Source organism: Streptomyces sp. NPDC054840, assembly GCF_053611065.1.
Window position 1 is genome coordinate 1 of record NZ_JBSGZP010000133.1, and the last position, 13,419, is coordinate 13,419.

Genomic DNA, 13,419 nt, shown 5'->3' on the forward strand with positions numbered 1-13,419 from the left:
GGCGCGCTCCGGGTCCGCGAGGCGTCCGGGCCGTCAGGTGTGCAGTCGGCTGTTGGGGCCGTCCTGGTCGCCGGCGCTCTCGTCGTTGAACCAGTAGTCCCCGGCCGCCAGGTACCGGAAGGAATGGGTGCTCTTGCTGGGCAGCTCGACGGTCACGGCGCGCTTGCCGTCCTTCCGGCGGGCCAGGGTGTGGACCCCGGGCTGCCAGTCGTTGAAGTCACCCACCACACTGACCGGTCCCGGCGGGGTGTCGACGGGCAGGATGAAGGTGACCTCGGTGCGGTCCTTGCGCAGTTTGCGCTCCAGCATGGTGAGCTCCTGACAACGGCAGTGGGGGTGGTACGCCGCCCATAGTCAGCGGCGGACGCACCGGGCGCACCCTGGCGCCGCCACTCCCACCACGGACCCACCACATCGAGTGACGTGCGGGCACTCGAGTCACCCTGCTTGTCGACGCCCTCGGGAGACGCCCCCCTCCCTCCTGTCAAGGTACGAATGGCCGGGACTACGGCCTCTTCCCGCCTCCGGGCACGGTGGATATCGACCTTCCTGCGCAAGAGCAGGAGCGAATCGCCGTCCGTACCGGAGGCATCCATGTTCCGCCGCGCAGGGGCCTTCGTGACCCGTCACCCCCGACTCGTCCTCGTCGGCGCGCTCGTCTTCCTCCTCCTGTCCGTCCTGTTCGGCAGGGATGCGGCCGGCGGGCTGAAGACCCAGGGATACGACGATCCGCGGTCCGAGTCCAGCCGCGCCGCACAGCTGGCGGGCGCGCGCCCTGGCGCCTCCCCCAACCTGGTCCTCGTCGCGCAGAGCGGCAGCGGTTCCGTGGACGACCCGGCCGCACGCGGGGCGGGCGAGCAACTGACCGGAAGGCTCTCCGCGCAGCCGCACGTGAGCGCCGTGACCTCGTACTGGACCCACCGCGCGGCGGAACTGCGCAGCCGCGACGGCCACGCGGCGATGCTGGTCGCGCACGTGGACGGCGAGGGCGCGGAACTCGCGACGCGGGCCGAACGGCTGCGCGCGGAGCTGGCCGCCCCGGCCGACACCGGGAAGGCCCTGACGGTGCACGTCGGAGGGAGCGCCCTCGTCGACGCCGAGCTCCAGAACATCTCGGAGTCCGACCTGAAGCGGGCCGAGTCCGTCGTCCTGCCGGGCACCCTGATCCTGCTGGTCCTGGTGTTCGGCAGCGTGGTCGCCGCGGCCCTGCCCCTGCTGATCGGGGTCCTCGCCATCGCCGGGACGCTGCTGGTCCTGAGCGTTCTCGGCAGCGTCACCGACGTGTCGGTGTTCGCGCTGAACCTCACGACGGCCCTGGGGCTGGGGCTGGGCATCGACTACGGACTGCTGGTCGTCTCCCGGTTCCGCGAGGAGCTGGCCGCCGGATTCCTCCCGCGGACCGCCGCCGTGCGGACCGTGCGCACCGCCGGTCACACCATCGCCTTCAGCGCCGCGACGGTCTCCGCCGCGCTCGCCACGCTGCTGGTGTTCCCGCCGTACTTCCTGCGCTCCTTCGCCTACGCGGGCATCGCCGTGGTGGCGATCGCGGCGGTGAGCGCCGTGACCGTACTGCCCGCCCTGCTCGCCCTGCTCGGGAAGCGGGTGAACGCCTGGGCCGTGCCGTGGCGCCGCAAGGTCCGCTCCGGCTCCCGGTCCGGATTCTGGGAGGGGCTGGCGCGGATCGTCGTACGCCGCCCGCTGATCGCGGCGCTGCCGGTGATCGGACTGCTGACGTTGCTCGCCGCACCCTTCGCGCACGCCGATTTCGCGACCCCCGACGACCGGGCGCTGCCGGTGAGCGCGGCCGGCCGGCACACCGGTGACCTGGTGCGCGACCGCTTCGACATGAAGGGCGCGAGCGCGCTGACCGTCGTCACCACGGGCAGCGCCTCCCCGGGGGAGCGGGCGCGGTACGCCCGCCGCCTGTCCGCTTTCCCGCAGGTCGCCCACGTCGTGGGACCCGACGGCGGCTTCCGGTACGGCGAGCGGGCCGCCGCGGCGGTCGCCGGGTCGGCCGGGGCCGGTACCCGGCCCGCCGGGGACGGCCCGGTGCGACTCAGCGTCGTGCCGCTCGTCGATCCCCAGTCGCACGCCGCCCAGCAGCTCGTCCACGACGTCCGCGCGGTCCCCGCGCCGGCGGGCACCGAGGTCCTCGTCGGCGGACCGAGCGCGGTCCTGGTCGACGCCAAGGCCACCGTGGGTCACCGGCTCCCGTCGGCGCTCGCGCTGATCTCCGTCACCACCTTCGCGCTGCTGCTGGGCTTCACACGCAGCCTGCTGCTGCCGCTGAAGGCCATCGCGCTGAACGCGCTGAGTCTCGCGGCCGTCCTCGGCGCCATGGTGTGGGTCTTCCAGTCGGGTCATCTGCACCAGCTGCTCGGCTTCACGCCGGGACCCCTCAGTACGACCATGCCGGTCCTGCTGTTCTGCATCGTCTTCGGGCTCTCGGTGGACTACGAGGTGTTCGTCCTCGCCCGCATCAAGGAGGCGCACGACGCCGGGCAGGACAACTCCCGCTCGATCGTCACGGGCATGGCCCGCACGGGCGGCATCGTCACCACCGCCGGCGCCCTGCTCGCCTTCACCCTCCTGAGCTTCGGCACCTCGCGGGTGTCCCTCCTGCAGTTCTTCGGGATCGGCGCGGGCCTCGGCGTCCTCCTCGACGCCACGCTCGTACGGGGTGTCCTCGTACCCGCGCTCATGCGCCTGGCGGGCGGCCTGAACTGGTGGGCGCCGCGTCCCGTCCGGCCCAGGGAGCCGCTGCCCGCGTCCCGTCCGCCCCCGGCTCCCGTCCGCAGGTGTCCCGCGGCCCGGCCCGCGCCGCGTACCCCGGCCCGGGCGCGCCACTGACCACCGATCCGTACCCCGTCCCCTCCCGTACCCGTCCCCCTCACACCCCGTACGACCCTCACGGCAAGGAAGACCTCCCATGACTGACATCGCCATCACCGGACTCGGCTGCCGCTTCCCCGGCGCTCCCGACATCAGCGCCTACTGGAAGCTCCTGCTGAGCGGGAAGCGGCAGTTCTCCACCGTGCCGAAGGAGCGCTGGAACCACGAGACCTTCCACGAACCCGGCAATCCGTCGGCCCCTCATGCCGCGTACACCGACCAGGTCGCCTTCCTGGACGACGTGGACCGCTTCGACGCCCTGCACTACGGGGTACCGCCGGCCCGTGCCCGGGCCATGGACCCGCAGCACCGACTGCTGCTGGACGTCACCCGCGAAGCCCTCGACGACGCGGGGCTGGGCCGGGGCGACTTCGACCGGGAGAACACCGGCGTCTTCTGCGGAATGTCGGTGTCCGACTACAAGGACCTCATGTCGGCCCCCATCCGGGCCATCACCCTGGCCGAGGACGCGCGGCAGGCCGCGGCGGACCACGGCGGGCTCCTCGACGCCGTGAAGGACCACGCGGGATCGCTCGGCACCGTCCAGGCCTTCAGCCTGCCGGGAAGCCTGCTCAACATGGCCCCCGGCACCGTCAGCCGGCACTTCGACCTCGGCGGGCCCAGCTTCGCCGTCGACGCCGCCTGCTCCGGCTCGCTCGTCGCCCTGGACCAGGCCGTGGCGCAACTGCGTCAGGGCGGCTGCCGTATCGCCGTCGTCGGTGGGGTGTACGTCAACCTCACCCCTGACAGCCTGATCGGCTTCTCCACGCTCCGGGCGCTCTCCCCCACCGGGGTGTGCCGCCCCTTCGACGAGGGTGCCGACGGTTTCGTGCTCGGCGAAGGCGCCGGCGTCGTGGTGGTACGGCCGCTCGCCGACGCGCTCGCCGCGGGCGACCGGGTCTACGCGGTGATCAAGGGCATCGGTTCGGCCAACGACGGCGCGTCCCCCGGGCCGCTGGCGCCCGCTCCCGAAGGCCAGCTGCGCGCCATGCGCCGGGCCTACGACGACGCCGGGGTGGCGCCGTCCGCGGTGGGCTTCATCGAGGCCCACGGGACCGGTACCGCGACCGGCGACCGCGCCGAGGTCGATGCGCTGCGCCGACTGCGTACCGAGTACCCCGACGACGACCCCTCGCTGTGCTACATCGGCGCGGGCAAGGCCCTCATCGGTCACTCCCTGTCCGCGGCGGGCATCGCCGGACTGATCAAGACGGCCCTGGTCGTCCACCACCGGACGATCGTTCCGCAGCCGAAGACCGCCCCGCACCCGGGTCTGGGCATCAGCGCCGCGGGCCTGCGGCTCGCCGACACCGCACGGCCGTTTCCGTACTCCGGTACTCCGTGCCGGGCCGCCGTCAGCTCGTTCGGCTTCGGCGGGACGAACGTCCACGTGGTCCTGGAGGAGCGGCCCGCCCGGGCCCCCGCCCCCGGTCGCCTCCCGGAACGCACCGGGGACGCCGGGGACGGCCGGGACTCCGGCCCTCAGCTCGTCCTGCTCTCGGCAGGCGGTCCCGAGCTGCTGGACCGGTACATCGGCGACGTTCTCGACGCACTCGACACGGCGGACCCCGCCCCGCTGGCAGCCGTGGCCCACACCCTCGGCTCCCGCCGGCCGCTGACGGCCCGGCTCGCGATCGTCGCCGACGACACGGAGGCGTTCGTCCTGCGGCTGCGCCACGCGCAACGGCAGCTCGCCGCGGGCGAGCGGGGCGACCTCGGCGACGGGGCCTTCGCCGCCGACGCCCCGCTGCCGGCCGAACAGCGCCGGATCGCCTTCCTCTTCCCCGGTCAGGGCAGTCAGCGACCGGGCATGATGCGGGACCTCTACCAGCGGTTCCCCGGTTTCCGGGCGACCGTCGACGGTCTCGGCGCCGCGGCCCGCGAGGGCGCCGGCTTCGACATCGGCGACCTGTTGTACGGCGAGGCGGCGACCGCCGACGGCGACGCCGGGGAGATCGGGCGCCGGATGGCCTCCACGGAGGTGTGCCAGCCGCTGATCGGGACCGTCCAGATCGCCGCCACCCGGCTCCTCGCCGGCTTCGGCATCGCTCCCGACCTGGTACTCGGCCACAGCGTCGGGGAGTTCGCCGCGGCCGCGGCGGCCGGCGCCCTCACCGACGAGGACACCGTACGGCTGCTGGTGCACAGGGGCGCGACCCTCCGGGAGGCCGAGAGCTGCCTGCGCGGCGGAATGCTCGCCGTACAGACCGACAAGGAGACCTGCCGGCGGCTGGCGAACGGCATCGACGACGTGTGGCTCGCCTGCTTCAACCAGCCGCGTCAGGTCGTGGTCAGCGGTACGCGGCAAGGACTCGACGCCATGCGGCAGGCCTGCGCGGAGGCGGGGGTCGTCACGGTGGCGCTCGACGTGTCGAACGCCTTCCACTCGCCCCGGCTCGCCACCGCCGACGAGAAGATGCGCGCGGACCTCGCCGACCACCCGGTCAGCAGCCCCGTCCTGCCGTTCGTCTCGTCCGTGGACGCGGCCGTCTGCACCGATCCCGAGCGGCTGCGCGAGCTGTGGGCCCGGCACGCGTCCGCGCCGGTCCAGTTCGCCGACGCCGTGCGCACCGCCTACGACCAGGGGGCCCGCGTCTTCCTCCAGGTGACCGGCGGCAACTCGCTCCTGACCTCGGTCCGCCGCAACCTCGCCGACCACGGCGACGTCCACGTCGTCCCCGTCACCGGGACGGCGCCGGACGGCGGGCGGAGTCTCGTCCGGGTCCTCGCCCGGCTCGCGGTCCTGGGCGCCCCGGTCGACCCGCGCGCACTGGTCCCCCCGGAGGAGTGCCGACTGCTCGACCTGCCGGTGGCCAAGCTCGCCACCCAGTCCTACTGGGTGCCCCGTGGGCGCCCGGGGAAGACGGGCGCCCCCGTCCCCTCACACCAGCCCCGGTCCCAGGCCCGTGCCCGGTCCGTATCTCCCGAGGAGATCACGATGAACAACTCGCCGCTGAACCCGATGGACGAGCTGCGCCGGCTGGTCCAGCAGCAGACGGCGCTGCTCGCCCGCCTCGCCGAAGCGCTTCCCCAGCCGAACGCGGCCACGGAGGCGGCACTGCTGGCCCGCCTCGCCGAGACCCTCCCCGAGCCGAACCGGGCCGCGGAGGCCCTCGCCCCGGCGACGGCCGACCCCACCGCGGTGCCCCCCGCCGCACCGGACGCACCGGACGCACCGGAGGCACCGGAGGCACCGGAGGCACCGGACGTCCCGGCTGTGCCCGACGCGCCCGCCCACGAGGCCCACGAGGAACCGACGCCCCCCGGGGACCTCACCACCGTCAGGGAGTCCGTGCTCGCGCACGTGGCCCGGGTCAGCGCGTTCCCGATGGCCCATCTGCGCGATGACCAGCTGCTGATCGACGACCTCGGTTTCGACTCGCTCATGCTGACCGACCTGTTCACCTCCCTCAAGCGTCAGTGGCCCGGGTGGACCCGCGACGAAACGGCCCCCGACCGGCCGACCGTCGCCGGGATCACCGCGATGATCGCGAGCGGCTGCGGCGACGCCGTGCCGGCCACCGTCCCCGAGCAGCGCTCCGCAGCCGCCGAAGTCCCGGCGCCGCCCGCCGACGCGGTGTGCGATCCGGTCTCCGACCCGCCCGCCGACCCGCCCGCCGACCCTCCGGCGGCCATGGAACCGGCCGCCACCCCGCTGCCCGAGGAGCACACACGGATCGAGTGCTTCCCGGAGGTCACCGCCCACGCCGAGCGCGTCACGACGCTCTCCGAGCTGGGGCTGCCGAATCCGTACTTCCTCGTCCACGAGGGCGCGCTGACGGACACGACCGTGATCGACGGCCGGGAACTCCTCTCCTTCTCCAGCTACAACTACCTGGGCATGGCGACCCACCCGCAGGTGAACGAGGCGGCCCATGAGGCGATAGAGCGCTGCGGCACCTCCGTCTCCGCCAGCCGGCTGCTCTCCGGCAGCCGACCGCTCCACCTGGAACTCGAGAGCGAGCTCGCCGACCTGCTCGGATGCGAAGCGGCGCTCACCCTGGCCAACGGCCACGCCACCAACGTCACCGTGATCGGCCACCTCGTCGGGCCCGGGGACCTCATCGTCCACGACGCCCTCGCCCACGACAGCGTCCTGCAGGGTTGCAGGCTCTCCGGTGCGACCCGGCGGCCATTCCCCCACAACGACGCCACCGCCCTCGACGCCCTGCTGACCCAGGTCCGGGACCAGTACCGGCGGGTGCTCGTCGTCGTCGAAGGCGTCTACAGCATGGACGGGGACATCGCCGACCTCCCCGCACTCGTCGACGTCAAGCGCCGGCACGGCGCCCTGCTGATGATCGACGAAGCGCACAGCATCGGGACGATCGGCCGGACCGGGCGCGGCATCGGCGAGTACTACGGCGTCGACCGCTCGGCCGTCGACCTGTGGTCGGGCACCCTGTCCAAGGCGCTGGCGAGCTGCGGAGGCTACGTCGCGGGGAGCCGCCCCGTCGTGGAGTACCTGCGCTACACCGTGCCGGGCTTCGTCTACAGCGCCGGGATGACCCCGCCCGACACCGCGGCCTCACTGACCGCCCTGCGCATGCTGCGCGCCGAGCCGCAGCGGGTGGCACGGCTCTCGGAGAACGCGGCGCTCTTCGTCCACCTCGCGCGCGAGGCGGGCATCAACACCGGGGACAGCCATGACACGCCGGTCGTGCCGTGCATCGTGGGGGACTCGCTGAAGACCCTGCGGCTCGCGGAGGCGCTGTTCCGGCAGGGCATCAGCGTCAACCCCATCCTCCATCCGGCCGTTCCGGAGGAGCTGGCCAGGCTGCGGTTCTTCATCACGTACGACCACACGCCCGGCCAGATCCGCCAGGCCGTGGCCTCGCTGACGCGCGAGCTGCTGCTCCTCGACGCGGCCCCGGTCTCATGACCGCCGCCGCCGTGGACGCCGGCTTCCGGGCGATCGCGTCGGGCCGGGTCCACCGGTGGGGCGGAGCCCGGCTGGTCTTCGCCCGGGCCTGTGACCTCGGTCGGGTGCCTCCGCTCTCGGCGGCCGAGCGGCGCGTGCTCCGCGCGCTGCCGGCCTGGCGGCAGGCCGAGTGGACGGCGGGCCGGCTCCTCGCGAAGCGGCTGGTGGGTGAGGTGGTCTCCGCGCCTGCGGACAGCGTGGAGATCCTCCCTCGGGAGGACGGCAGTCCCCGCGTCGTCGTCGGCGGAAGCCCGATGCCCGCCCTGCATGTCTCCATCAGCCACACCGCCCGGCACGTCGCCGCGGCTCTCGCGCCGGCACCGGTCGGGGTGGACCTGTGCGAGATCGCCTCGGCCGACGCCGTACGCAGGGTCGCGGACCATTTCCTGTCGCCCGGGGAGCTCTCGCTCATCGGTACGGAGCGGCCGGACGCCATGACCGGGGCCTGGGCGCTGAAGGAGGCCGCGGTCAAGGCCGACCGGAGCGGGGTCTTCGGCGCGGCTCCCCGCGGCATCCCGATCCTCGGCCTCCGGCCGCCCGTCCTCGGCGGACGGCGCCGCGCGACGGTGTGGCGGGCGGGCGACGCGGTGCTCGCCCTCGTCCTCGCGCACCCGGGCGGCTGAGCGCCCCGCGTGACGGCACTGCGTTGGTGCTCCTTGCCCGGCTGGATCATTCTGGTCAGAGGAGCGCCTGGCCGTGCACGTCCCCGTGGGACGGCGGCAGCGGAACGAGCGAGGGCGAGATGAGTGGCGATGGAGCAAGTTCCCACCTCTCCTGGTGAGCGGCCCGAGGAGACGGGCGCCTCCCTCGAGTCGGCCTACACGGCCTCGGCGACGATCAATGAGCAGGGCATCGTCACCGAGTGGAGCGAGGGGGCGACCCGACTGCTCGGCTATGTGCCGTCCGAGGTCGTGGGACTGCCCGCCGCCCACCGGCTCGCCGATGTCCTCAGTGACGCGGCGCGGCGGCTGCCGTCCGAGCAGCAGCGGTGGAGCGGCACGGTGGCGCTGCGCCACCGGGACGGTCACCGTATGGAGGTGGCGCTGCTCGCTCACCGCTGGACCTCCAGCGGCGGGACCACGAAGTGGTACGTGGTGTCCGCGGTCGGGGGCGCACCCCGCTCTGGCTGGGAGGAACCGCTGAAGGAATGGGCGTTCACCCAGTCCCCCTGTTTTCTGGCGATCTTCGACACGGATCTGCGACTGGTGCGGGCGAACGCGGGCATGGAGCGCACGCTCTCGCTCAAAGAGGCCGCGATGCGGGGGCTACGGCTGCCGGAGATCGTGCCGGATCCCGCGAGCGACGAGATCGAGCGCCGGATGCGCCTGGCGTTGGGCTCCGGTGAGGCGCAGTACATGGAGGCCTTCGTCCACCCGACGGGCGTCGGCGGGGAGCACGGTTGGGCCACCTCGCTGGCGCCGTTGCGGGACCCGGACGGCCGGGTGCACGCGGTATGTCTGGCAGCGCACGACCGGGGCGGGGTGGAGGAGAGCGTGGAGCACCAGATGCTCCTGACGGAGGAGGTCGACACCGCAGCCATCGGGACCACGCTGGACAGCGTCCGCACCGCGCACGAGCTGGCCGACGCCGCCGTCCCCCGGTTCGCCGATTTCGCGGTGGTCGATCTGCTGGAACCGCTCCCCCGCGGCGACGATACGTCCCCGGTCCACGCCGACGTGCCGGTCACCGTGTGCCGCGCCGCGGCGCGGTCGGTCCTCGACGGAACCCCCGAGTCCAAGGTCGCCGTCGGGGACACGACCAGCTATCCGCCGCTGTCGCCGCCCGTCGAAGCGCTGGTCGCGGGCCGGGGCGCCGTGTACGGGGCCACGGACCCGGCCCTCGCCCGGTGGGCGGCCCAGGACCCGGAGGCCGCCTGGATCGGGGAGTACGCGGCCCACTCGATCATGGTGGTGCCGATGCGGGCCGGCGGGGGCACGCTCGGTGTGGCCGTCTTCAGCCGGCACCAGCGCCGGGAGCCCTTCCAGCAGGAGGACCTGCGGGTGGCCGGGGAGCTCACGGCCCGGGCGGCGGCCGGAATCCGCAACGCGTACCGGTCCGGCCGGGAGCACACCACGACCATGACGCTGCAGCGCAGCCTGCTCCCGCACACGCTGCCCGATCAGGCGGCGCTGGAGATCGCCTCCCGGTACCTGCCCGCGGCCGGAGAGGCGGGCGTGGGCGGCGACTGGTTCGACGTGATCCCGCTGTCGGGCGCCCGGGTGGCGCTGGTCGTGGGGGATGTCGTCGGCCACGGCATCCGGGCCACCGCCACCATGGGACGGCTGCGCACCGCCGTACGCACCCTGGCCGACGTCGACCTGGGCCCCGACGAGCTGCTCACCCACCTCGACGACCTCGTCATCCACCTGTCCGCCGACGAGAGCGACCAGGAGTCCGGCGGGGAGACGGCCGGAGGCATCGGCACCACCTGCCTCTACGTGGTCTACGACCCGGTGATCCGCCGATGCACGGTCGCCCGGGCCGGCCACCCGCCGCCGGCCGTTGTCTCCCCGGAGGGCTCCGTGTACCTCTTGGACGTCCCGGCCGGTCCCCCACTGGGCCTGGGCGGTCTGCCCTTCGAGACGCTCGAGGTCGAACTGCCCGAGGGAAGCATCCTCGCCCTGTACACCGATGGTCTGTTGCAGGCCCGCGACCACGACATCGACGAGGCGCTCGACAGCATGTTCGCGGCGCTGGTCCGGCCGGCGGACACGCTGGACGCGGTGTGCGACCGCGTACTGACGGCCATGCTGACGCACCGCCCGGATGACGACGTGGCCCTGCTCGTCGCCCGGACCCGGGGCCTGCACGCCGACCAGGTCGTCGTCTGGGACCTGGCCTCCGACCCCTCCGTCGTCGCCACGGCCCGGCGCCAGGCCACGGACCAGCTGACGGCCTGGGGGCTGGACGAGGCCGCCTTCGTCACGGAGCTCCTGGTCAGCGAGTTGGTCACCAATGCGATCAGGTACGGTCAGCCGCCCATCCAGCTGCGGCTCATCCACGAGAAGAACAGCACCTTGATCTGCGAGGTCTCCGACGCGAGCAGTACGGCCCCGCACATGCGTCGGGCCCGGACCTTCGACGAGGGCGGGCGGGGTCTGCTGCTGGTCGCCCAGCTCGCCCAGCGCTGGGGCACCCGGCACGCGGCCATCGGCAAGACCATCTGGGCCGAGCAGTCCCTCACCGAGTTCTGAGAACCCATACAGAGTCAGGCGATATGCACGGAAATGTCCCCTGTGACACGCCTGTGACAGTCGACGGACACGTCCATGAAGTCCCGCCGACAAGCTCTTTATCAGGGACAAACACCGACATTCAGGTATACGTCCCCTGCTTCCGAGGACGTGAGCAGTGATGACCAGACCGATCTGTCGGAGGAATCATGACTCTCACCCTCGTCGCCCCGCAGACCGAAGCCACCGCCCCCACGCTCGCCCCGCGCGAGCAGGAGGCACTGCGACACATCGCCGCAGGCTGCACCTACCTGCAGACCGCCCGCCAGATGGGGCTCTCCAAGCACACGGTCGACGCCTACCTGCGCCGCATCCGCGCCAAGCTGAACATCAGCACCACGGCCGAGATGACCCGCCTGGCCATCTCGATGGGGCTGTGACAGCCCGGGGAATCGCGGGAATCGCGCACAGGAAAGACGTCGACAGGAATGCGGAAACGCCCGTGACGGGCGAGGCGGTCTACGGGCCGCCGGGCAGGCCGTAGAAGACGGGCCGGGCCCAGACCGGGGGCTCCCGCGGGGGCACGGAGTCCCTCGGGGCGATGAGAGGACGGGAATCCTCCCGCGACGACGGCGGATCGGCGAGACGGCCGATGCCGCCTCCAGTGGCGACGCGCAGGGCGGCCACGAATTCGAGGCAGGATCCGTAGCGGTCCTCGGGGACCTTCGACAGAGCCTTGGTCAGCACGTCGGCGGCGGCGGGAGTGATTCCCGGCCGCCTTTCCGTCAGTGGGGGCGGGGGATCGTACTGGTGCGCCCACAGAAGCGCCGCGTCCTCCTCGCGCTGGAAGGGCGGCCCGCCGGCGAGGGTCTCGTAGACGACACACGCCAGGCTGTAGAGATCGCACCTGCCGTCCACCGGCCTGCCGGAGATCTGTTCCGGCGCCATGTAGTCGAGCGTGCCGACGAACTCCCCGTCCGTGGTGAACCCGGTCAGCGCCAGCGACTTCTTCGTCAGCCCGAAGTCCGTGAGGTAGATGTGCTCGGGGTGGTCGCTGTCGGTGCCCGCGGCGACCAGGATGTTGCCGGGCTTGACGTCCCGGTGCACCAGATCGTGGTCATGGGCGGCGTCGAGCGCCGATGCCACCTGGGCGGCGATCCGCAGGGCGGTCGCTACGGGCAGCGGACCCTCCCGGTCCAACAGCGCACGCAGGTCCAGGCCGGAGACGTAGCGCATGGCGATGTAGAGGACGCCGTCGGTCTCACCGGCTTCGAAGATGGGCACGATGTGCGGGTGGTCGATCGATGCGGCCACTCGCGATTCGTGGGTGAAGCGGCGCCGGAAGGTCTCGTCACGGGCGCGCTCGGGGGCGATCAGTTTGAGCGCGACGGTTCGGTCGAGGCGCAGGTCCTTCGCGCAGTAGACGACGGCCATGCCACCGCGGCCGATCATGCGCTCCACCCGGTAGCCCGCGATCTGCTTGCCGATGAGGCCCGAGGCGCGGCCCGCGTACACGCTGAGGTTCGACACCTCGCTCATCGGACGCCCCCCTCGCCCGGCCGTGTGACGCCGCCGGACGCGGCAGGCCGCTCTTCCATACCTGGAAGTCTATCGACCGCCCCACCCGCGCGCGCCGTGGAGCGGGACGGATGGGACGGACACGCATGCGCATGCGTACGGTGACCGGTCCCCGAAGGGAGCCGGTCACCGTACGCGATGCGGTCCATGGCGGTCAGTCGTCGTCGCTGCCGCCGGCCCCGCCGTTACCGCCGAAGCCACCGGTGGTCCCGCAGCCGAAGCCGAAGCAGAGGCCGCCGTCGCCGCCGTTGCCGCCCTTGCCGCCGTCGCCGCCGGGCAGCGCGACCCCGCCGTTGCCGCCGTTGCCGCCGTTGGCGCTGCCGCTGCAGGTCCCGGCGCAGATTCCGCCCTTGCCGCCGTTCGTACCGTTGCCGCCCGGCACGCCCGTGGTGCCGTTGCCGCCGTTGGCACTCCCGTTGCACAGCCCGGCGCAGACGCCGCCCTTGCCGCCCGCGGTCCCGTTCACCGATCCGTCGCAGCTGCCCGCACAGACCCGGTCGCCGACTCGGACGCTGCCCTTGTCCACCTTGACGCCGCCGAGCGCCGCCTTGCCGTGGAACCGGCCGCCGCCGGGACGCGCGTCGCCGCTGCCGAACGCGGAGACCGTCTGGGCGGAGGGCGCCGGGGCCGCGGTGGCGACCGGTGCGATCGCACCCGCGCCGATCAGAGTGGCCGAAATGATGAGACCGAGCCGAAACTTGGTGGATCGCGTACGCATGAGACTCTCCCTTGCCTGGAAATTGCATTCCGTGACGCGGCTGCGATGTTCCGCTTTCCGCTTTCCGCGTTCCTGTCGAATGGGCCCGATCGATGTCCGGCCGTTGGTTTTCCCCGAGGTTCTGGCCGACGCCCCGG

General features: G+C 72.9%; 8 protein-coding genes. 5 read left to right on the forward strand and 3 right to left on the reverse strand.

Features of this window, described 5'->3' with window-relative positions:
• Positions 1-33: 33 nt before the first annotated feature.
• Complete coding sequence (locus ACWGIU_RS12695; RefSeq protein ID WP_030384091.1) at positions 34-309, reverse strand: isoamylase early set domain-containing protein; 276 nt, start codon at positions 307-309, stop codon at positions 34-36.
• Positions 310-618: 309 nt separating this feature from the next.
• On the opposite strand from ACWGIU_RS12695, the gene ACWGIU_RS12700 reads away from it, so the two are divergent.
• The 5 genes from ACWGIU_RS12700 to ACWGIU_RS12720 all read left to right on the forward strand — a co-directional run bounded on the left by ACWGIU_RS12700 (position 619) and on the right by ACWGIU_RS12720 (position 11,426).
• Positions 619-2,850, forward strand: coding sequence for an MMPL family transporter (locus ACWGIU_RS12700; protein WP_453705081.1), 2,232 nt, complete (start codon positions 619-621; stop codon positions 2,848-2,850).
• A gap of 79 nt (positions 2,851-2,929) precedes the next feature.
• Positions 2,930-7,774, forward strand: a complete 4,845-nt coding sequence (locus ACWGIU_RS12705) for an aminotransferase class I/II-fold pyridoxal phosphate-dependent enzyme (protein WP_453705083.1) — start codon at positions 2,930-2,932, stop codon at positions 7,772-7,774.
• Complete coding sequence (locus tag ACWGIU_RS12710) at positions 7,771-8,436, forward strand: 4'-phosphopantetheinyl transferase family protein (protein ID WP_453705085.1); 666 nt, start codon at positions 7,771-7,773, stop codon at positions 8,434-8,436. The genes ACWGIU_RS12705 and ACWGIU_RS12710 overlap by 4 nt, the downstream gene beginning before the upstream one ends.
• A gap of 129 nt (positions 8,437-8,565) precedes the next feature.
• A complete protein-coding gene (locus ACWGIU_RS12715; RefSeq protein WP_453705087.1) occupies positions 8,566-11,007 on the forward strand; it encodes a SpoIIE family protein phosphatase in 2,442 nt (813 codons plus the stop codon).
• 188 nt (positions 11,008-11,195) lie between these two features.
• On the forward strand, positions 11,196-11,426 hold the full coding sequence (locus ACWGIU_RS12720) for a response regulator transcription factor (RefSeq protein WP_266388474.1): 231 nt from the start codon (positions 11,196-11,198) through the stop codon (positions 11,424-11,426).
• A gap of 79 nt (positions 11,427-11,505) precedes the next feature.
• On the opposite strand, the gene ACWGIU_RS12725 is transcribed toward ACWGIU_RS12720, so the two are convergent.
• Positions 11,506-12,525 (reverse strand): serine/threonine-protein kinase, encoded by a 1,020-nt coding sequence (locus tag ACWGIU_RS12725; RefSeq protein WP_453705090.1) that lies wholly within the window; start codon positions 12,523-12,525, stop codon positions 11,506-11,508.
• A 193-nt stretch (positions 12,526-12,718) separates the two neighbouring features.
• Positions 12,719-13,282: a hypothetical protein gene (locus ACWGIU_RS12730; RefSeq protein ID WP_453705092.1), complete on the reverse strand. Its 564-nt coding sequence runs from the start codon at positions 13,280-13,282 to the stop codon at positions 12,719-12,721.
• Between the last annotated feature and the right edge of the window lie 137 nt (positions 13,283-13,419).